The organism is Mesorhizobium sp. P160927 (assembly GCF_057766385.1).
Genome location: NZ_JBYMDW010000001.1, coordinates 5,255,234 through 5,273,705 on the forward strand (window position 1 = coordinate 5,255,234; position 18,472 = coordinate 5,273,705).

Consider the following 18,472-nt stretch of genomic DNA (forward strand, 5'->3'; position numbering starts at 1 on the left):
GCCATGACCACCATTACCGCAACCACTGCCCGCGTCCGCAAACGCGTCGGCGCCGGGCGCCGGCAATGGATTGGCCTGCTCTATGTCGCGCCGGCGGTGGCGCTGGTCATGCTGTTCTTCGTCATTCCGCTCGGCATGACGGCCTGGATGTCGCTGCACAACTGGCCGCTGATGGGCGAGCACTCCTTCATCGGGCTCGGCAATTACTGGGCAATCCTGCGCGACACCAGGTTCTGGAACGCGCTGAGATTCACCGGGTACTACACGCTGATCGTAACCATCGCGATCTTCGCCGTCGCCTTTCCGCTGGCGATCTTCATCGAGCGGCCGCGCCCGTTCACCAACCTCTACCGCACCATGTTCTTCATGCCGGCGGTGGTCGGCTTTGCCTCGGCGAGCCTTTTGTGGTCGTGGCTGCTCAACGTCGATTCCGGCCTGTTCAGCCCCGCCGCCTACGATCTCGGCCTGATCGACAAGAAGTACAACCTGCTCGCCACCTTCCAACCGGCCTTCTGGTCGATCATCGCCATGGTGGTGTGGAAGGTCGCCGGCTTCACCATGATCATCCTGATGACCGGCCTGCAGTCGATTCCGCAGGACCTGCAAGAGGCCGCCGTCATCGATGGCGCCGGGCCGTTCGCGCGGTTCCGGGCGATCACCTTGCCGCTGATGCGCCGCACCCTGGCGCTGGCGCTGATCCTGTCGGTCGCGGGCTCCATCCTTGCCTTCGACCAATTCTACATCATCCTGCGCGGCGGCCCGCGCAACCAGACGCTGACGGCGGTGTACTGGATCTTCAACCAGTCCTTCGTGTCGTTCAAGCTCGGCTATGGCGCGGCACTCTCGATGGTGCTGCTGGTCATCCTGGTGGCGCTCAGCCTCGTCCAACTCTGGCTGCTGCGCAAACCCGAGGGGCTCGACTGATGGCGCAGGCGATATCGGGCACAGGCAAGCTTGTCGCGCGCTTGGGCAGGCATTCCACCGGCATCGTCGCCTCGGTGCTGTTCGTGGCGCCGATCGTGTGGACGGTGCTGTCGGCCTTCAAGCCGGCGCAGGAGGCGCGCCTGCCGCCGCTGCCGCCCTGGCCGACGACGGGCTTCTCGCTGGAGAACTATCAAACGCTGAACAGTTTCGGCGACGGCCTGTGGGCCTCGGCGCAGAACAGCATCTACGTCTCGGTGATGACGGTCATACTGTCGGTCATCGTCAGCGTACTCGCCGGCTACGGTTTTTCGCGGTTTCGGTTCCCGTTCAAGGACTTGTTCTTCGTCCTCATCCTGTCGACGATCATGATCCCGTTCCAGTCGATCCTGACGCCGATTTTCCTGGTGCTGACCAAGCTTGGCCTGCACAACACGCTGACCGGCCTGGTCGGCGTCTATGTGACGCTGCAGCTGCCGTTCTCGATCTTCATGATGCGCAATGCCTTCGACGCGGTGCCGCGCGAGATCGAGGAGGCCGCGCGCATGGACGGCGCCGGCAACGCCACAATGCTCGTCAAGGTGATGCTGCCGCTGGTCTGGCCTGGTGTCGTCACCATCGCGCTGTTTGCCTTCCTCGGCGCCTGGAACGAATTCCTCGCCGCCCTGGTGCTGATGACCGACCAGTCCAAGTTCACGCTGCCGGTGATGATGACCGCACTTCAGTCCGGCCGCTTTGGCGCCATCGACTGGGGCGCGGTGCAGGCGGGCGTCACCGTGATGATGGTGCCGTGTCTGATCCTGTTCCTGGCTTTGCAGCGCTTCTACATCCGCGGCCTGATGGCCGGGGCCGTCAAGTAATCGACCGAATGGAGAAAGTTCATGACTGCATCGCCATCCGCCAGGCCTGCCAAAGCGTTCCAGCCCAAACTCGCCTTCCGCCCGCTGCCGGTGCCGCAGGTCGACGTGCGCGGCTTCTGGGGCGACCGCGCCGAGGCGGTTGCCACACGCACCGCCGACATCCTTTACGAACGCTGCGTGGCGGCGCGCATGCTGGAGCAGATCGATCCGGACCGCCCCTCGCCGGGCGTCGTCATTCCGTTCCACTCGCCCTCGCCCGACGAGGCGGCCTCCGCCGGCTTCACCGGCTCGACGGTGACCACGCAGATGTTTTGGGATTCCGACCTCGGCAAGACAATCGAGACCGCGGCCTATTCGCTCTACCGGCGCAAGAATCCCGAACTGGAGAAGAAGATCGACGCCGTCATCGACATGTATGGCAGGCTGCAGCAGGAGGACGGCTATCTCTCCAGCTGGTACCAGCGCATCCAGCCGGGCAAGCGCTGGACCAATCTGCGCGACTGCCACGAGCTTTATTGCGCCGGCCACCTCATTGAGGGCGCGGTCGCCTACTACCAGGCGACGGGTAAGCGCAAGCTGCTCGACATCATGTGCCGCTACGCCGATCACATCGCTTCGGTGCTGGGGCCCGAGCCCGGCAAGAAAAAAGGCTATTGCGGCCATGAGGAGATCGAGCTGGCGTTGGTCAAGCTGGCGCGAGTGACGGGCGAACAAAAGTACATGGAACTGGCCAAATACTTCATCGACCAGCGCGGCCAGCAGCCGCACTATTTCGACGAGGAGGCACGCGCCCGAGGCGCCGACCCGAGGGCCTATCATTTCAAGACCTACGAATACAGCCAGTCGCACGTCCCGGTGCGCGAGCAGGACAAGGTCGTCGGCCACGCGGTGCGGGCCATGTATCTTTATTCAGGGATGGCCGACATCGCGACCGAATATGGCGACGACACGCTGCGGGTGGCGCTCGACCGGCTGTGGGACGACCTCACCACCAAAAACCTCTACATCACCGGCGGGCTCGGGCCCTCGGCGCACAATGAGGGCTTCACCAGCGACTACGACCTGCCCAACGAAACCGCCTATGCCGAGACCTGTGCATCTGTCGGGCTGGTGTTCTGGGCGAGCCGCATGCTCGGCATGGGTCCGAACGCCCGCTACGCCGACATGATGGAGCGCGCGCTCTACAACGGCTCGATCTCGGGCCTGTCGCTCGACGGTTCGCTGTTCTTCTACGAGAACCCGCTGGAAAGCCGGGGCAAGCACAACCGCTGGAAATGGCACCGCTGCCCTTGCTGCCCGCCCAATATCGGCCGCATGGTCGCCTCCATCGGCAGTTATTTCTACAGCCTGGCGGACGACGCGCTGGCGGTTCATCTCTATGGCGATTCCACCGCCCGCTTCGACATTGCAGGCACACCGGTGACGCTGGTGCAGGCGAGCCGCTATCCCTGGGATGGTGCCGTCGAGATCACGGTCGAGCCGCAGGCGCCGGTAGAGTTCACGCTGCACCTGCGTGTGCCGGCTTGGAGCTCCAAGGCCAAGCTCGAGATCAATGGCGAGACGGTCGACCTCGAGGATTTGACCAGTGACGGCTACGCCGCGATCCGGCGCCAATGGAACAAGGGCGACCGTGTCAGGCTCGATCTCGAAATGCCGATCGAACGGCTCTATGCCAATCCCGCGGTCCGGCAGGATGCCGGCCGCGTCGCGCTGTCGCGCGGACCGCTGATCTACTGCGTCGAGGCGACCGACAATGACAATCGCCTGCATCGCCTGACCCTGCCGCGCACGGCCGGCATCGAGGCGCATGACGAACCGGACTTGCTGGGCGGCGTGGTGACGCTTTCAGCCACGGCGCAAGCCGATGCCGGGGATGGCTGGCAGGACGGCCTTTATCGCTCCGAGCCACCGGCCAAGGTCGAGACCCGCCTGACCGCCATCCCCTATTTCGCCTGGGACAACCGCGAGCCCGGCGAGATGCTGGTCTGGCTGCGCGACGGTTGATGCCGGCGGCAACGCCGTGGGGCGGCCGGTTATGTCCCGCTTGACTGGGCGGCGGCGGTCAGCGGCTTTTTCGGCGCCGCTTTCGCGGCGCTGCCGCCGATATGCGCCCAGGCCGGCCGCTCGAACAAGAACATGCCGAAGCCGACGCGCTGGACAACGAAGTAAAGCACGACGGGGCTGACGATCGAAACCAGCAGCACCGCCAGGCTGAGCATGCCCGTGTCGGTCAGCAGGCCGCTTGCCAGCGCCGCGCCGCGAAAAAGCGACATCGGGATGGTGAAGGCGACATAGACGACCAGCGAATGTTCACCCAGCCAGCGCAGCCATTCCATGGCGGGAAATTTCGACAGGAAACCGCCAAGCACGCAAAGCGCCACGGCACCGGCGACGGCCAGGACGAGATGCAGCGGCGGCCATGCCGCCAGCCCCATCTGCATGCCGACCGGCTGCATGGCATAGCCCGGCGAATAGACCAGCAGACCATTGACGACAGCCCACAGGACGAGCCCGGCGACAGCCACCGCCGGGCGGGGTTGCGTCCATTCGACGAGCCGAAATACCAGCGGCGCCATGACGAAGCCAACGTAGAAAAAGACGAAATAGGCCGCGAATTGTTCGACCGCGTAGCTGTCGGGATGCGGCGCCCACATCTGCAGGCCGGCCGCGATCGGGATGACGATCCAGGCGGGCACGGCAAACTGCCGCAGCAGTTTCGCCACGAGGCCGAACACCGCCAGCATGTAGATGAACCACAGGACGCCATAGGGCTGGACGACGGCCATTGCGAGGTCGTGCAGCATGCCGGCGGGATCCCGGCTGAAGATGCCGATCTTCAGCCCGATCGAGATGATCGCCCACAGCACGTAGAAATAGAGGTAGTGAACGACGCGCCGGTCGATATAGCGCCGCCACGGCCGGTCGATCACCTGCGACAGGAATAGCCCCGAGATCAGGAAGAATTCCGGCATCCGAAACGGCGTCGCGAAGCCGATGACATAGTGGAGAAAGCCGACGCCACCCGTATACTCGCCGGTGTTGTAGGCCGAGTACATCATGACCACGAGGATGATCGAGAGGCCTTTGGCCGTGTCCACCCACGGCATGCGCATCGGGCTGCTGTTCATGGCGGCGAATCCAAACCGGCCGGCCCGGCTGGCCAGCCATCATCCCGCGATCTAGCACCATCAAGCTTCCCAGATCGTAAACGCGGCTGTTTTTGCGGTGAGGCTGGCAGCGTCCGCGGGCCGCCGCGTTGAAGTCGTTGCAATCATCTGCCTTCAGCGCCGCCCCTCACCTGCCTGCCGGCATCCTCTCCCCGTAAACGGGGCGAGGGACGCCGTTGTCGCCGATTTCGCCAATCGCCGGCGTTGCGGAAACAGCATCGGCCTCGCGGTAGCCCTCTCGCCCCGTTCACGGGGAGAGATGTCCCGCAGGACAGTGAGGGGCAGCGCCGACCGTGACCTCTATGCGCAATGAACGATTACTTTCGGGACTTGGATTTGTTTAAAGCCACCGCCGCGCGTACCAGCGCCTTGAAGGCCTCCTCGTCGACCTCCTCGCCTTTCTGGAAATCGATGGCGCGCCGTGTGTTGCCTTCGAGGCTGGAATTGAACAGGCGCGAGGGATCGGGCAGCGCTGCGCCCTTGGCGAAGGTCAGCTTGACGACGGCCTTGTAGGTCTCGCCGGTGCAGATCATGCCGGCATCCTCCCATACCGGCACGCCGCGCCATTTCCACGTCTCGACCACGTCGGGATCGGCTTGATGAATCAGCGCGCGCAGCCGGGCAAGCATCTCGCCTCGCCAGTCGCCCAATTCCTTGATCCTGCCGTCGATCAGCTCGGAGGGAGATTTGCTGTCCTCGGTGGTCGTCATTGTGGTTCTCCTTCGAACTGAAAAATAGAGCGCTTACATGCGTTCGCCAGGCAAGTGGCTGGCCTGCTTCACCCAGGCGCTGAACTGCGCCTCGTCGAACGCGTCGTCCTCATGAATGTTGAGGTAGCGCGTATCCTGGCTCCTGGATTGGCCTGGCGGCACCGGATCGAGCGACATGCCGCGAAAGAAGGCCACCTTGATGTATCTGGTGAAGCAATGGAAGCTGAGGAACCAGCCTTTCCCCTCGACGCCGTAGAAAGGCGAGTTCCATTTCACCGTTTTGTTCACGCCGGGTACGGCGCGCTCGATGAGCGCGTCGAGCCGCCCGCCCATCTCGCGCTTCCTGCCTGGCATCGCCGCGATATAGGCCTGCACCGGGGCGTCGCCATACCCCTTGGCGATCCGCGGATTGCCGCCGGAAAGCAGCTTCGGCTCAGCCTTGGCCGGGGTCGACTTGGCCATGCGCTTTCCTCCTATCCATTGGCCCGCTGCACGCTGCGTCCCCTGGAAACATAGGGCAGCACGAACATATAGAGGCCGCTGAACAGCATAAGGAAGAGCGGCGGCAGTGGCGAATAAACCACCCAGGCCGGCGGCTGTCCAAACGCCATGGTGACGAAATTGGCGACGACGGTCGCTGTAAAGATGATCGACAGCCAGCGATGCGCTTGCCTGATCCATTTGCTCCAGTTCAATGTTACCTCCCTTGAAAAATGCATGAAACCAGCTGGGCGCTACCAGCGCGCCAGCTGCGCGATCTGGATGAGATTGCCGCAGCCATCGTTGAGCTTGGCGATGGTCGAGCCGGTCACGTCGGTAGGCGCCATGGCAAAGGCACCGCCATTCGCCTTGATGCGCTCATGGTCGCCCTTGATGTCGTCGGTGAAGAGCATCAGCGCCGGCTGGCCCTGCTTGAAGATCGCCTGCTGGTAGGCCTTGGCCGCCGGGTTGTCATTCAGTGCCAGCTGCAATTCGGTCCCTTCGGGCTCTTCGGCCGAGACGACCGTCAGCCAACGGAACGGCCCATTGCTGAAATCGGCTTTTTTGGTGAAGCCCAGCACGCCGGTGTAGAAGGCAAGCGCCTTTTCCTGATCGTCGACATAGATGCTGGTCAGTTTGATCTTCATCGCTTTTTCTCCATGGTTTTGCCGGCGGAGAACCCGCCCTTTGCTATTTCTGCATGGCTTTCAGTTCGAGGCCTCAGTCCGTCCGCGCCAGAAGCTCTTCCAGCTTTTCCAGGAATTGCGGCCAACCCACCTTGGCGCCGCCATAGGCGCGCTTCTGGTCGGGCCGGAAACCGGCCTGCTCCATGCGCAGATGGGTTCCCGTTGGCGTTGGGGTGAGCGTGAAAGTCACCACGCTCCTGAGATCGAACGCTGGATCCTGATGAGCGAGGTTCCAGCTGTAGGACAACCTCTTGTGCGGCTCGACGGCAAGCACCTCGCAGTCCAGCACGCCGCCCCAGTCGGCGCTGATGTTGAAGCGATGGCCGACGGCGGGTTTGAAATCGTTCTTCATCAGCCACTCCTCGATCAGATGCGGTTGCGTCAACGCGCGCCAGAGTTTTTCGGGAGGATGGAAGATTTCCCGCTCGACGACGACAGTGCGGGTCTCCTGGGCACTATCGTTCACTGGTCCATCCTTTTGAGCAAATCCTCGAGGTCGTCGAACCGGCTTTCCCAGAACCCGGCCATGTCGCGTGTCCAGTCCATCAGCGGCGCCAGCGCGGCAAGCTGGGCGCTGTAATGCGTCTGGCGGCCTTCATGGCGGTCGCGCACCAGCCCGGCCTGCTTCAGCACGCCGAGATGCTTCGACACCGCCGGTTGCGAGACGCCGGACTGACTGGTCAGCGCCCCCACCGTCTGCTCTCCCTGGCGGCACAGCCGCTCGAAGATCGCCCGCCGTGTCGGGTCGGCGAGCGTCCTGAAGAGCATGTCATGAGCGTCTGGCATCGCTAATCGATAACCCGTTGGCTATTGTTGACGTATAACCACAGGGATATATGTTCGTCAAGCGGAAGATTGGAGGGTCCTGAACACGGTGATGGCTAGATGGGGACGTGGCTACGCCCGATCTCCTGCGCCACCAGTTCCTGCAATTGCCACAGATTGCGATCGCGGATGCCGCAGGCGTCGAGATGGCGGATGGTCTCGAACAGATACTGCGCGCCCGAGCCCCAATGGCCGACGGCGGTCGCCAGCGTCGCGGCGACCGCGGGCTTATCCAGTTTGCCGGCATAGCGCGGGTTGGCGGGATCGACGACGAAGCCGAGCGCCAGGCACGGCCCGCTTTCGGTGCTGACCTGCAGCCAGCGGGGCACGTTGACGGCGGGCAGGATGGTCATTTCGCGACGCAGCAGCGCTTCCAGATTGGCGGCTACCGGTTCGGCGATCTCGAACACCATGCCCTGGCACTGGCCGCCACGGTCGAGCGCCATCATCAGGCCGGGCTGATCGAGCGTGCCGCGAAAGCGCTGCACCGTGAAGCAGAACGACCGGTGCCAGCCCCGCGCCACCGCCCGCTCACCGCCCCTCACCTCGCCCGCCGGCTTCCACAAGAGCGAGCCATAGGCGAACAGCTTCAGCGGCCCGGGCGGCGCCGAGGCCAGGATCTCGTCGCGAAAACGCGCATAGTCGTCATCGGTCATCGGGATCATGCCCGGCACCGGCCCGGCATCCTCCACTGCGCGCAAGGTGCGCGCCACCAGCGCCTCGGTTAGCGCCATCGGCGCCTTTTGTGGCGCTGATTTGCGCGGTGCGGCGGAAATCGGCTTGCTCATTGTCGTGCCTTGGCCATGGCAGCCATGTTGCTGAAGGTTCGGGGATTCTCAAGAGCCAGATGCATTCGAAACCTGGACTCCGCACCTGAGTCATCCCGCGCGGCAGCTCTTACGCCTATGACACCAGCGGCATCGGCACCTTGAGCCCGTCGATCAGCGCGTCGCGGAACAGCGCGATGGGGGTCTACGCTGGCGCGAAGCGGCCGTAAGCAAGCGCTTCGGAACGACATTGCCTCATAAGCGTTGTCGGCCGGGAGGAAGTCATGAACGATGCGCCGGCAACGCCCGTCGGCAGGCCGCTTTCGCCAGGCGAGCTGGTCACCGTGATGTCCCATTTCCATCGCGCCGAGATCGCCCGCATGGCGGGCTGGCGCGACCGCCTCGACCGCACCAGCAATTGGGCGATCACCGTTGTCGCGGCGATGCTGTCGGTGTCGCTGTCGACGGCCAGCGCCCATCACGGCGTGCTGCTGTTCGCCATGCTGCTGGTGCTGCTCTTGTTGTGGATCGAGGCGCGTCGCTACCGCTTCTTCGATGTCTACCGCGCCCGCGTGCGCCAGTTCGAGCGCCATTATTTCGCGCAGATCTTCTCGCCGCAGCCCGACTTTGCCTCCGACTGGCTGCTGATCCTCGGTGAGAGCCTGCGCACGCCAAAATTCCTGGTCTCGCAGCGCGTGGCCCTGGCGCGCCGTTTGCGCCGCAACTACCTGCACATGATGCTGATCCTGCTGCTCGCCTGGATCCTCAAACTGTCGACCCCGAGCCTGATCGACCAAGGCGTGCCGGTCGGCTTTGTCGGCACGATGCGCGAGGCTGTCGGCGCCGCGGCGCTCGGCCCCATTGCGGGCGTTGTCATCGTCACCGCGGTTGCCCTCCTCTATGCCGGACTGCTGGCAGCCGCCTTCCTGACAGCGGGCGACGACGGCGAACTCTCCTTCGGCGACGTTCACGTCTGAGCTCGATATTCTGAACTCGATGCCGAGCCAACACCTCGTGACGGATGGCTGCAACGCAAACCCCAGCCGCGCGTTGTGATGGTCAGTCCGCGGCGGCGTCTTGAAGGGACCCATGATCCACCCACTGGCAACAAGGTCGCACGGCCCCGCGGCCGCCCTTTCGATGGCCGCCGCCCTTTCGCTGGCCACCGCCCTCTCGCTGGCAATTGTCGCCCTCGCCCCGGCGAGCCAGGCGCTGGCCGCGCAGCCTGCCGGCCACGCCTCGGGCATGGGCGGCTCGGCGGAAGGGCTGTTCGTCGCCGAGATCGTGCTCCTGCTTCTGGTCGGCCGTGGCCTTGGCGAGATCTTCCAGCGCTTCGGGCAGCCGGCGATCATGGGCCAGCTGATCGGCGGCATCCTGCTCGGGCCGTCGCTGTTCGGCTGGCTCTGGCCAAGCGCCCAGCATCTGATCTTTTCCACCGATCCGGCGCAGAAAGGCATGATCGATGCCGTCTCGCAGCTTGGCATTCTGCTGCTCCTGCTGCTCACCGGCATGGAGACGGATTTGCGCCTCGTGCGGCGGGTGGGCGCGGCCTGTTTTTCGATCTCGATCACCGGCGTAGTCCTGCCTTTTGCCTGCGGTTTCGCGCTGGCGCGGGTCTTGCCGGATTCGCTTCTGCCCGAGCCGAGCGAGCGCATCGTCGCCGGGCTGTTCCTCGGCACGGCGCTGTCGATCTCCTCGGTGAAAATCGTCGCCATGGTGGTGCGCGAAATGAATTTCATGCGCCGCAATCTCGGCCAGGTCATCGTCTCCTCGGCAATCATCGAGGACACGATCGGCTGGCTGATCATCGCCGTCACTTTCGGCATCGCCACCAATGGCAGCCTGCAGGTGCTGCCGCTCATCACCACGGTGGCCGAAGTGGCGCTGTTCATGGTGTTCTCCTTCACCATCGGCCGCCGTCTGGTCTTCACCCTGATCCGCTGGAGCAACGACTCTTTCCGGAGCGAATACGCCGTCATATCGGTCATTCTCATCATCATGGGCGTGATGGCCCTGATCACCAATCTGATCGGCGTGCACACCGTGCTCGGCGCCTTCGTCGCGGGCATATTGGTCGGGGAATCGCCGATCCTGTCAGATCACATCGAGGGCCAGTTGCGCGGCGTCATCACGGCGCTGTTCATGCCGGTGTTCTTCGGCATGGCCGGCCTGTCCGCGGACCTTACCGTGCTTACCGACCCGACGCTGGCGCTGCTGACGTTGGCGTTGGTGCTGATCGCCAGCATCGGCAAGTTCTCGGGCGCCTTTCTCGGCGGCCGACTGGCCGGCATGTCTCTGAAGGAGTCTACCGCCGTCGGCAGCGCCATGAACGCGCGCGGCTCGACCGAGGTTATCGTCGCTTCGATCGGCCTGTCGATGAACATCCTCTCCCACAATCTATTCACCATGATCGTCACCATGGCCGTCATCACCACGCTGGCCATGCCGCCGATGCTGCGCTGGGCGCTCGGCCGACTGCCGGTCGGCGACACCGAAAAGCAGCGCGTCGACCGCGAACTGCTCGACGAGCGTGGCTTCGTCTCCAAGCTGGAGCGGTTGCTGCTGCTCGTCGACGACAGCCCGGTCGGAAAATTCACCGCCTATCTCGCCGGCCTCGTCGGCGGCGGCAGCGGCATGCCGACCACGCTGCTCCACCTCAAGGATGGCAAACTGCCCGGCCCTGCCCGCGACAAAGGTCCCGAGCGGGCCTCCAAGCAGGTCAAGAGGGGCGCGGCCAGAAGCGCCAGGGCTGTCAGGAAGGCCGAGGATACACCCGTCGACAAGGTCCACCTCACGGCTCGCACCGAGCTTGAAGCCACCACCGAGACGATCGCGGCGGAAGCCCGCAAGGGCTACGGCCTGCTGCTGGTCGGGCTGGACAACGCGCTGGCCGAAGGCACCTTCAGCGGCACGCTGAACGCCATCACCAGCGGCTTCGACGGCCCGCTCTGCCTGGTGCTGAATGGCGCCAACGCTGATGGCAAGATGCCGATGCTGCGCGCCGGCGCGACCATTCTGGTTCCCGTCAACGGCACCGAGGTAGCCCGGCGCGCGGCCGATTTCGCGCTCGCCTTGGCGCGGCCGCACCGGGCGCGCGTAAAAGTCCTTTATGTCTCGCAGGCCCGCAAGGGCAGCCGGCCAAGCTCGGTTTCGCACCGCCGCGAGGAGGCCGTGCTCAAGGATGTCGCCGATCTCGCCGACCGCTATGGCGTCGCCGTCGAAACCGCGATCAGGACGCGCGCCACGCCCGACAAGGCGATCGCCAGGGAGGCCGCCAAGGGCGCCGCCATGGTGGTGATGGGCGTCACGCAACGGCCGGGCGACGAGCTGTTCTTCGGCGACACGGCGAGCGCGGTGCTGGCCGCCGTCGCCTGCCCGGTCGTGCTTCTGGCCAGCGACCGCGTCCGGCGAACCGAAGCCGCCGCCGAGGAGGCGGCAGCCGAGACTGGGGCTTGATGCCTGTCGGCCTTACGGGAATACGCAACTCCCCAGGGGAAGCGCTGCGCACTTTTCCTGGAATTGCGCCTACAGGCCGAGGAATTGCCGTCCGATCATGTAGCCCAGCGCCGCCGCGACGAGCGGAAACAGCGCCGGCGCGACCTTGCCGAAGAAGGAGACGCTTGTGTCCTTGGGCGGCACATAGCGTCCATTGCCAAGATTCTTGGTCATTGCGTACCCCACGCCATCAGCTAATTAGCAGATGCTTATTGACGCATGGCCGCATTAACGGGTTGCAAAGAAATTCGATCGAAAGCCGGCCATTTGAGTGGATGACTGGCGAATGCGGCTTGGCTTGGCCTGGATCTCGGAAGCGAGTTTGCCCGCGGCATCGCGCAGCCGCCGGGGCATCGGTCGTCGAGCAGCCGATCCGGCCGCTGCTTCAGCTCCCGCCAATAGGCCTGGTCGGCGTCAGGCAGGGCATAGCCCGGCGCGACGCTGGCGAAATAGGCCAGCAGGTCGCGAACATAGTCGCGCGTGAAGCGAGGCGCCCAGCGCTCGACCAGCCATCCCTTGCGGCTGACGACCTCCGGGCCCGCCTGCCGCAGGCGCGCCGGAAGCGTGGAACCGCAATCGGTGCCGAGCACGCCCCGTCGCGAACCCTGCAGCCTGGCGGCCATGAAGCCGCCAGCAGGGCCCGGTCCATGGGCAGGATTTGCAGGATGGTCGAATCGAAATCCTTGACCGCGAAGATGCCGCCCGGCTTCAGCACGCGCCTGGCCGCAACAGGATAGAAGAGCACCCAGCGGCATCACGCAATGCCCTGCGGGAACCGACGCCGCTCTACGCCGGCAAGGACGGCTCGGTGTTGGGTTCCAGCGCCTCTTCCGCCTCATGGTCGTCTGGAAGCACGTCGCCATGCACCGCCAGTGGCCGGCCGATCCAGATGGGATCGACCAGATGGTCGCGCTTGGGATTGCTCGTGTTCGGGTGGATGAGGATGCTCAGGCCGCCATGGTTCAGCATCAGCCATGGAACCAGCGCGCCGAATATCCCGGTCGCGAAGGAGACCTGGTACATGGCCTTGTCGTGCGGCCCGATCTGTCTGTCGTGCCAATTGCCCAGGCGCACGCGGAATCGTTCCGCGATGCGCAGCCGCAGCCATTCGGCCCGCTGCCGCTCGGCCTGCCCGTCGAAATAGACATGCGCGTGATAGCTGGCGATCTCGGCAAGTGGCCGTGGACTGTCTTGGCTCATCTCGATGCCCTCCTCGCGGCATGTCCCACCATTCAGCCCAAGAACGCGGTTTAGGCAAGGTCACCGACTGCCCGCTCGAGCCGCCGGGAAGATCGGCACCGGCCGGACGCGGTTCTCGCCGACCAGGCATGCGGTGACGCCGCTGGCGCCGCGAGGCTTTCGGCCCCGCGCGCTTCGTGTAGTCTGTTCGTCCCCTTGGAAAATGACAAGATGAACACCGCCGAAACCCTGCCCTATCTGTCTTCCCGGCTGCTCGACCGCCTGTCGATCTCGACAGTCGACATGGTCGGCGAGATCGAACGCCAGATATCAGGCCAGCGGCGCGGCGAGGTCTGGTGCGCGCCGAAGGCGGTCGTGCTGCCGGGCGACGACCGCTACATCATGGCGACGCTGGGCGTCGCCTCCACGCCGCCCGTGCTGGCGACGAAGTCCCTGGTCGTCAACCCCCGCAACGCCGCGCGCGGATTGCCCACGCTCAATTCGCTGATCACGCTGCTCGACGCCGAGACAGGCCTGCCGCTTGCCCTGGTCGACGGCAATTGGGTGACGGAGAAACGCACGGCCGCCTTGAGCGCCGTCGCCGCCAAGCGCATGGCGCGCGGCGATGCGTCTTCGGTCGCCTTCATCGGCTGCGGGGTGCAAGCGCGTGGACATTTAGAGACATTCGCCGACCTCTTCGCCTTGCGCGAAATCCGCGCCTTCGGCCGCGGCGCCGCCAACCGCGACGCGCTGTGCCAAATGGCGCAATCGCGGGGACTGGAAGCAATCCCATGCGACACGGCAAGGGCCTCCATCGAAGGCGCCGACATCGTGGTGACGACGGTGACCCTGGTGCCCAAACCCGCGCCCTTCCTCGACGCAAACTGGCTGAAGCCAGGCAGCTTCGCCGTGATGACCGACCAGGCCCTGCCCTGGCTGCCGCAGACAATGCCCCGCTTCGACCGCATCATCGTCGACGATTTGGAGCAGGAGAGAAATATGGCCAAGCCGATGGTCGACCCGACGCTGGTTGTGGGCGACCTGACGGGGCTGGTGTGTGGGGATTTCGCGGGGAGGCAGGGGCCGGGCGAGACGACGGCGTTTGTGTTCCGGGGGCTGGCAGTGGGGGATTTGGCGGTGGCTGCGCTGGCGTATGGCCGCGCCCAAATGGCTGGGGCGGTTGGGGCGTAGGCGGTGCAGGAGAGCGTCCCGTGTGGCTGGATAGGGCGAGCAGTAAGTCCGCTTTTGGTGAGGGGAAAAACGAAAGCGGACCCTTTAACCTCAAACATCGGATCTCGTTGCGGGGCCCCCGGGCATCGTTCTGCGGCATCCATTTTGGCTATGAGCTGCCCACACCCGGGCAATTGCCGCGAAACCGACGGATTGCATTGCCCGCTGCCCCAAGGGGCCAAGCATGCTCGCAATCAAAGTAGTACTAGAGTACGTTCTCAAGCCAAGCTTTTGCCCTTGGAGGTGGGACACCAGCGTATGGAGCGACGGCTCACTGCAATCCTTGCTGCCGACGTGGTCGGATATAGCACGCTCATGGGCGAGGATGAGGTGGGTACGCTTGAACGGCTGAAAAGCTGCCGCCGCGAGTTGATCGACCCTTCCATCAAGGAATTCCGCGGTCGCATGGTCAAACTCATGGGCGACGGGGCACTGGTCGAATTCGCGAGTGTCGTCGATGCAGTCCAGTGCGCCGCAGCGATTCAGCGCCGGATGGCTGCCCGAGACCAGGGCCCCTCCGGCCCACGGCACATCAGGTTTCGTATCGGGGTCAATCTCGGCGACGTCATCGTCGAGGAAAATGACCTATACGGCGATGGCGTAAACATCGCCGCTCGCCTTGAGGCGATGGCCGAGCCAGGCGGAGTCTGCATCTCCGGAACAGCGTTCGATCATGCCGTCCACAAGGTGGACGTCGGCTTTGCCAGTCTTGGCGAGCAGCGCCTCAAGAACATCGCCGATCCGATCCGCGCGTATCGGCTGCTGCTCGATCCCGCTGCCGCGGGCAAGGTCGTGGCCGCGCCACACTGGCCGCGCTCGCGCATCCTGATCCTGGCGAGCGTCGCGGCCCTGGTAGTTGCCGTGCTTGCCGGCATGTTCGCCTGGCAGAAGTTGTCGTTGCCGTCGCGGCCATCGGTCGCCGTGCTGCCGTTTGCGAACCTAGACGGCGATCAAGGCCAGGACTATTTCGTTAACGGCATAACCGAAGACTTGATCACGGATCTCACCAAGCTTTCCGGTCTGGACGTCATCGCACGCAACTCGGTTTTCGCCTACAAGGACAAGCCTGCGGCGGTGGCAGACGTCGCGCGCGACCTTGGGGTCCGCTTTGTCGTCACAGGGAGCGTCCGCCGCACCGGCGATCAGATCCGGCTCAATGCCCAGCTTATCGATGCGGCAACGGGCGATAATCTATGGGCCAACCGGTTCGACCGTGGCATGGCCGGCGTGTTTGCCATCCAGGACGAGATGAGCGGGGAGATCGCCAAGGCCCTTGGCATCCGGGCTTCGGCTGCGGAGAGCGAACGAATGGCGCGTCCGCCGACCGAAAACCTTGAAGCATACGACTTCTATCTTCGTGCAGAGCAGACAGCACGGACCGGTCGGCGCAACGGACTGCGGGAGGCGCTCACGCTCTACGACAAGGCGGAGCAACTCGACCCAGCCTTTGCCGAAGCCTTCGCGGCTGATGCAAGCATGACAGTCTATATCTGGCGCGAATCGTTCAACGACATCATGCAGAGCGCACCGGCCCGCAAGCGCGCCTATGAGAAGGCAAGCCGTGCGCTGCAACTCGACCCAGATCTTTCGTCGCCTTACGCGATTCTTGGCATCATGCAGGTCGTGGATCGCCGCTACGAGGAAGCCATCGCTTCGGTTGAGCGAGCCGTAGCACTTGGCCCCGGCGATGCCGAGACGCAAATAGCCCTGGGATACGTGCAGCTGTTCGCTGGCAATCATGCCGAGGCTGCGGAAGCGGTCGAGACAGCTCTCAGGCTCGATCCCAACCTTTCACCCATCAACCGACAAATTGCCGGTCTGGTCTTTCTCATTCAAGGAAGCAACGACAAGGCGATCGAGGCGCTCGAACGCACCCGCAACGATGCGCCATCAGTCGGAGATTTCACGATCACGCTTGGTGCCGCCTACGCTCGCGCCGGCCGCCTTCAGGATGCCAGGGCGGCGGTCTCCGAGGGAATGGGTGCCATGTCGACACCGGGGTTCGATTCATTGTCCGCATACCGGCTCAACGGTGCCCAGTACCGTAGTCCGCAGGATTTGGCTCTCATCATCGACGCGTTACAGCAGGCGGGCTTGCCCGAATGGCCGTTTGCCTTTACCGGCGACGAGCAGAATCGATTGAAGGGCAAAGAGATCGCCTCGTTGGTGCTGGGCCATACGCTGCAAGGCAAGCTTGAGCCCGGTCTCCAACCAGCCTTCCTGCAGATAGGCAGCGACGGCAAGGCAGCCTTCCGCTCTACGACGCGGCTAGTCACCGAGACTGTTCGTCTGGATGGCGACCTGTTGTGCGAGCTAAGCGAGAATATGTTCGGGCGCCCCGACTGCGGACCTGTCTACAAACGCCGCGACGATGCCGTCAACGGCTATTCCTTTGTCAATTCAAGCAAGGTGTTTCACTTCACTGTAGTCCAGTAGGCGGACTTGGTATCAGTGATACTTATCGAGCTTCAGGTTGGCGACGACCTTCGGCCAGTTAGCGTCGGCTTTCGGTATTTCTTCATCCGCGCGCGCAGCGAAACTGTCCGCATTGCCGACGTCGTAGACCAGGTAGAGCTTACCGTCGATAATCTTGAACGCTTCCGGATCGACATTAATCGTGACCCCTCCCCCTACGACTTCGCCAGCACAGTAGCCGCCATATTGAGGAGCGTACTTGACCGGCTCGCTCATGAACATTTCCTGGTGTTTCTTGCTGGCGAAATGCCAAGGTGTTCCCAGCCATTCATAAGTGAATTCTTCGGAGCCCTTTACGGCCTTGCCATCAGTGAAGTAAGCAACCGTATCGTAGCCCATGATCGCCACCCCGCCGAAATAGCCAGTGTTTACCGATCCGTCAGCCCAGGCCGATCCCGCGCCGGCGACCGCAGCTGCCGCGACCAGGGCAGCCGCCCCCAAATTCCGAACCAGCCGCGACTTGATCATCGTGCTCATCTGCATCCTCCGTTAATCGTGGATCTCCGCGCACTTCGCCGCGTTAGCCTCGCCAAGGATCTTGGCCTGGCAGGTAGCACCATGGCGCTTGAACAGTCGTAATATATCGGTGTTGCCCTTCCAGAATGCGCGCGTTGTCGGCATGTAGCCATGCCCCTCGGGATGGTTCACATCGGCACCTTTCCCAATAAGGAATTCGGCCAATTCCAGGTGGTTTTCCTCGCCAGCCACCAACAACGGCGTAGCGCCCGCCTTATTGACGGCATCGTCGAGCACCGCGCCTTTTTCCAGCAGCAGCTTGGCGATCGGCAGGCTGCCCGAGAAGGCCGCCGCATGAAGGGGGGTAAAGCCGCCCGAGTTACGCGCCATCACGTCGGCGCCCTTGCCCAGCAGGAATTCGGCGATTTTGGGCTGGTTGTCGAGCGCGGCAGCGATGAGGAGGGTTGCCTGGTCGCGCGCCCGGCTGTCGACCTCGGCACCGTTTGCCAGGGCTTGCTCGACGGCGCCCTGGTCGCCTGCGGCGACAGACTCGAACAATTGCTCACCTGCGGCTGCTGTTGTAGCCGCCAATACCAGCATACCCAGTGCCAGCAGTCCGCGCATGACGCCGTGGTAGCATATTAGCTTGGAGTCATACAAGCGCCTTTGGGCTCACCAGGAGGATGCCGACGTGCGATCCAGCCGGGCAGAGCGAACGCGGCCCAAGTGGAAGAGGCGCAGGGCTTTGGCTTCGACTAGGGCCACAGTTTTGGTTTGGCTTGAAAATCCGACTACCGGTCGTGGGCGGCCCCATGCAAACTTGTCTAGTTCCGCGATTGGACGGCCGGCAACCGCAAACGTAGCCGTTCACTGGGATTCCGCTTTCCGGATGCGACTATGGTCTGCTCAACGACTGACATTGGGCGCGAAGGTGACATCTATACCTCGCATCCTCTCCCTCACCCACCAGCCAGTCTCGGCAGCAAAAAAATTTCCGCCCCCGGCGGCAGCTTCTTCGCCCACGTATCCCTGTAAATCACCCCGTCGATCGCCACCGCGATCCCGCGATCGATCCACGGCTCGAAGCCGGGATACTGTTCCGCCAGTTTGCGGAACAGCTCCCTGATGTCCTTGGCCTCGACCTCGACCTTGCTCTTGCCGCCGGCGAGCTGGCTCAGCGCACCCCATAGGGTGACTTCGACCATCGCCTGCCCCTATTCC

General features: G+C 63.9%; 21 protein-coding genes. 7 read left to right on the top strand and 14 right to left on the bottom strand.

Features of this window, described 5'->3' with window-relative positions:
* The first annotated feature begins 3 nt into the window (after positions 1 to 3).
* From AC3CB8_RS25705 to AC3CB8_RS25715, 3 genes are read left to right on the top strand one after another with little or no spacing between them, the layout of a single operon-like run.
* The gene (locus AC3CB8_RS25705; protein WP_023773622.1) at positions 4 to 924 is read left to right on the top strand and encodes a carbohydrate ABC transporter permease; all 921 of its coding nucleotides are present in this window, start codon (positions 4 to 6) and stop codon (positions 922 to 924) included.
* Positions 924 to 1,781, top strand: a complete 858-nt coding sequence (locus AC3CB8_RS25710; RefSeq protein WP_023773621.1) for a carbohydrate ABC transporter permease — start codon at positions 924 to 926, stop codon at positions 1,779 to 1,781. The genes AC3CB8_RS25705 and AC3CB8_RS25710 overlap by 1 nt, the downstream gene beginning before the upstream one ends.
* 21 nt (positions 1,782 to 1,802) lie before the next feature.
* Positions 1,803 to 3,785 (top strand): glycoside hydrolase family 127 protein, encoded by a 1,983-nt coding sequence (locus tag AC3CB8_RS25715; protein ID WP_352563533.1) that lies wholly within the window; start codon positions 1,803 to 1,805, stop codon positions 3,783 to 3,785.
* 29 nt (positions 3,786 to 3,814) lie between these two features.
* On the opposite strand, the gene AC3CB8_RS25720 is transcribed toward AC3CB8_RS25715, so the two are convergent.
* The 8 genes from AC3CB8_RS25720 to AC3CB8_RS25755 all read right to left on the bottom strand — a co-directional run bounded on the left by AC3CB8_RS25720 (position 3,815) and on the right by AC3CB8_RS25755 (position 8,437).
* Entirely contained in the window at positions 3,815 to 4,909 is a 1,095-nt protein-coding gene (locus tag AC3CB8_RS25720) for an acyltransferase family protein (RefSeq protein WP_352563532.1), read from the bottom strand.
* 356 nt (positions 4,910 to 5,265) lie between these two features.
* The gene (locus tag AC3CB8_RS25725; protein WP_023773616.1) at positions 5,266 to 5,658 is read right to left on the bottom strand and encodes a DUF1801 domain-containing protein; all 393 of its coding nucleotides are present in this window, start codon (positions 5,656 to 5,658) and stop codon (positions 5,266 to 5,268) included.
* 33 nt (positions 5,659 to 5,691) lie between these two features.
* On the bottom strand, positions 5,692 to 6,120 hold the full coding sequence (locus tag AC3CB8_RS25730; protein ID WP_023773615.1) for a DUF1801 domain-containing protein: 429 nt from the start codon (positions 6,118 to 6,120) through the stop codon (positions 5,692 to 5,694).
* An 11-nt stretch (positions 6,121 to 6,131) separates the two neighbouring features.
* Entirely contained in the window at positions 6,132 to 6,353 is a 222-nt protein-coding gene (locus AC3CB8_RS25735; protein WP_023773614.1) for a hypothetical protein, read from the bottom strand.
* Positions 6,354 to 6,392: 39 nt separating this feature from the next.
* Positions 6,393 to 6,785: a VOC family protein gene (locus tag AC3CB8_RS25740; RefSeq protein WP_352677970.1), complete on the bottom strand. Its 393-nt coding sequence runs from the start codon at positions 6,783 to 6,785 to the stop codon at positions 6,393 to 6,395.
* 73 nt (positions 6,786 to 6,858) lie between these two features.
* Positions 6,859 to 7,290: an SRPBCC family protein gene (locus AC3CB8_RS25745; RefSeq protein WP_023773612.1), complete on the bottom strand. Its 432-nt coding sequence runs from the start codon at positions 7,288 to 7,290 to the stop codon at positions 6,859 to 6,861.
* Complete coding sequence (locus tag AC3CB8_RS25750; RefSeq protein WP_352563530.1) at positions 7,287 to 7,610, bottom strand: ArsR/SmtB family transcription factor; 324 nt, start codon at positions 7,608 to 7,610, stop codon at positions 7,287 to 7,289. The genes AC3CB8_RS25745 and AC3CB8_RS25750 overlap by 4 nt, the downstream gene beginning before the upstream one ends.
* A 95-nt stretch (positions 7,611 to 7,705) precedes the next feature.
* On the bottom strand, positions 7,706 to 8,437 hold the full coding sequence (locus AC3CB8_RS25755) for a gamma-glutamylcyclotransferase (RefSeq protein ID WP_352563529.1): 732 nt from the start codon (positions 8,435 to 8,437) through the stop codon (positions 7,706 to 7,708).
* A 263-nt stretch (positions 8,438 to 8,700) separates the two neighbouring features.
* Here AC3CB8_RS25755 and AC3CB8_RS25760 point away from each other — a divergent pair, with 263 nt between their 5' ends.
* Together AC3CB8_RS25760 and AC3CB8_RS25765 are read left to right on the top strand one after the other, a co-directional pair.
* A complete protein-coding gene (locus AC3CB8_RS25760) occupies positions 8,701 to 9,393 on the top strand; it encodes a DUF2270 domain-containing protein (protein ID WP_023773609.1) in 693 nt (230 codons plus the stop codon).
* Between the two features lie 268 nt (positions 9,394 to 9,661).
* Entirely contained in the window at positions 9,662 to 11,872 is a 2,211-nt protein-coding gene (locus tag AC3CB8_RS25765; protein WP_032922657.1) for a cation:proton antiporter domain-containing protein, read from the top strand.
* Between the two features lie 69 nt (positions 11,873 to 11,941).
* Here the strand turns inward: AC3CB8_RS25765 and AC3CB8_RS25770 are convergent, their stop codons facing one another.
* The 3 genes from AC3CB8_RS25770 to AC3CB8_RS25780 form a co-directional block, all read right to left on the bottom strand.
* Positions 11,942 to 12,085: a hypothetical protein gene (locus AC3CB8_RS25770; protein ID WP_023773607.1), complete on the bottom strand. Its 144-nt coding sequence runs from the start codon at positions 12,083 to 12,085 to the stop codon at positions 11,942 to 11,944.
* A 35-nt stretch (positions 12,086 to 12,120) separates the two neighbouring features.
* Positions 12,121 to 12,534 (bottom strand): hypothetical protein, encoded by a 414-nt coding sequence (locus AC3CB8_RS25775; protein ID WP_023773606.1) that lies wholly within the window; start codon positions 12,532 to 12,534, stop codon positions 12,121 to 12,123.
* A 163-nt stretch (positions 12,535 to 12,697) separates the two neighbouring features.
* A complete protein-coding gene (locus AC3CB8_RS25780; RefSeq protein ID WP_023773605.1) occupies positions 12,698 to 13,111 on the bottom strand; it encodes a DOPA 4,5-dioxygenase family protein in 414 nt (137 codons plus the stop codon).
* Positions 13,112 to 13,321: 210 nt separating this feature from the next.
* Between AC3CB8_RS25780 and AC3CB8_RS25785 the strand changes: the two genes are divergently transcribed.
* Together AC3CB8_RS25785 and AC3CB8_RS25790 are read left to right on the top strand one after the other, a co-directional pair.
* Entirely contained in the window at positions 13,322 to 14,281 is a 960-nt protein-coding gene (locus AC3CB8_RS25785) for an ornithine cyclodeaminase family protein (protein WP_352563527.1), read from the top strand.
* Between the two features lie 297 nt (positions 14,282 to 14,578).
* The gene (locus AC3CB8_RS25790) at positions 14,579 to 16,756 is read left to right on the top strand and encodes a tetratricopeptide repeat protein (RefSeq protein WP_352563656.1); all 2,178 of its coding nucleotides are present in this window, start codon (positions 14,579 to 14,581) and stop codon (positions 16,754 to 16,756) included.
* Between the two features lie 12 nt (positions 16,757 to 16,768).
* On the opposite strand, the gene AC3CB8_RS25795 is transcribed toward AC3CB8_RS25790, so the two are convergent.
* The 3 genes from AC3CB8_RS25795 to AC3CB8_RS25805 all read right to left on the bottom strand — a co-directional run bounded on the left by AC3CB8_RS25795 (position 16,769) and on the right by AC3CB8_RS25805 (position 18,456).
* On the bottom strand, positions 16,769 to 17,278 hold the full coding sequence (locus AC3CB8_RS25795) for a YHS domain-containing (seleno)protein (protein ID WP_023773602.1): 510 nt from the start codon (positions 17,276 to 17,278) through the stop codon (positions 16,769 to 16,771).
* Between the two features lie 6 nt (positions 17,279 to 17,284).
* Positions 17,285 to 17,875 carry an ankyrin repeat domain-containing protein gene (locus AC3CB8_RS25800; protein ID WP_352563526.1) on the bottom strand — a complete coding sequence of 197 codons (591 nt, stop codon included), beginning with the start codon at positions 17,873 to 17,875 and terminating at the stop codon, positions 17,285 to 17,287.
* 335 nt (positions 17,876 to 18,210) lie between these two features.
* A complete protein-coding gene (locus AC3CB8_RS25805) occupies positions 18,211 to 18,456 on the bottom strand; it encodes a MoaD/ThiS family protein (RefSeq protein ID WP_023773600.1) in 246 nt (81 codons plus the stop codon).
* Positions 18,457 to 18,472 lie beyond the last annotated feature (16 nt).

Coding starts and splice junctions, on each gene's coding strand:
- AC3CB8_RS25755 (WP_352563529.1), bottom strand. CDS start 8,437: ATGAGCAAGCCGATTTCCGCCGCACCGCGCAAATCAGCGCCACAAAAG.
- AC3CB8_RS25805 (WP_023773600.1), bottom strand. CDS start 18,456: ATGGTCGAAGTCACCCTATGGGGTGCGCTGAGCCAGCTCGCCGGCGGC.
- AC3CB8_RS25720 (WP_352563532.1), bottom strand. CDS start 4,909: ATGAACAGCAGCCCGATGCGCATGCCGTGGGTGGACACGGCCAAAGGC.
- AC3CB8_RS25725 (WP_023773616.1), bottom strand. CDS start 5,658: ATGACGACCACCGAGGACAGCAAATCTCCCTCCGAGCTGATCGACGGC.
- AC3CB8_RS25710 (WP_023773621.1), top strand. CDS start 924: ATGGCGCAGGCGATATCGGGCACAGGCAAGCTTGTCGCGCGCTTGGGC.
- AC3CB8_RS25750 (WP_352563530.1), bottom strand. CDS start 7,610: ATGCCAGACGCTCATGACATGCTCTTCAGGACGCTCGCCGACCCGACA.
- AC3CB8_RS25795 (WP_023773602.1), bottom strand. CDS start 17,278: ATGCAGATGAGCACGATGATCAAGTCGCGGCTGGTTCGGAATTTGGGG.
- AC3CB8_RS25785 (WP_352563527.1), top strand. CDS start 13,322: ATGAACACCGCCGAAACCCTGCCCTATCTGTCTTCCCGGCTGCTCGAC.
- AC3CB8_RS25705 (WP_023773622.1), top strand. CDS start 4: ATGACCACCATTACCGCAACCACTGCCCGCGTCCGCAAACGCGTCGGC.
- AC3CB8_RS25760 (WP_023773609.1), top strand. CDS start 8,701: ATGAACGATGCGCCGGCAACGCCCGTCGGCAGGCCGCTTTCGCCAGGC.
- AC3CB8_RS25775 (WP_023773606.1), bottom strand. CDS start 12,534: ATGGCCGCCAGGCTGCAGGGTTCGCGACGGGGCGTGCTCGGCACCGAT.
- AC3CB8_RS25770 (WP_023773607.1), bottom strand. CDS start 12,085: ATGACCAAGAATCTTGGCAATGGACGCTATGTGCCGCCCAAGGACACA.
- AC3CB8_RS25765 (WP_032922657.1), top strand. CDS start 9,662: ATGGGCGGCTCGGCGGAAGGGCTGTTCGTCGCCGAGATCGTGCTCCTG.
- AC3CB8_RS25780 (WP_023773605.1), bottom strand. CDS start 13,111: ATGAGCCAAGACAGTCCACGGCCACTTGCCGAGATCGCCAGCTATCAC.
- AC3CB8_RS25730 (WP_023773615.1), bottom strand. CDS start 6,120: ATGGCCAAGTCGACCCCGGCCAAGGCTGAGCCGAAGCTGCTTTCCGGC.
- AC3CB8_RS25800 (WP_352563526.1), bottom strand. CDS start 17,875: ATGCGCGGACTGCTGGCACTGGGTATGCTGGTATTGGCGGCTACAACA.
- AC3CB8_RS25740 (WP_352677970.1), bottom strand. CDS start 6,785: ATGAAGATCAAACTGACCAGCATCTATGTCGACGATCAGGAAAAGGCG.
- AC3CB8_RS25715 (WP_352563533.1), top strand. CDS start 1,803: ATGACTGCATCGCCATCCGCCAGGCCTGCCAAAGCGTTCCAGCCCAAA.
- AC3CB8_RS25790 (WP_352563656.1), top strand. CDS start 14,579: ATGGAGCGACGGCTCACTGCAATCCTTGCTGCCGACGTGGTCGGATAT.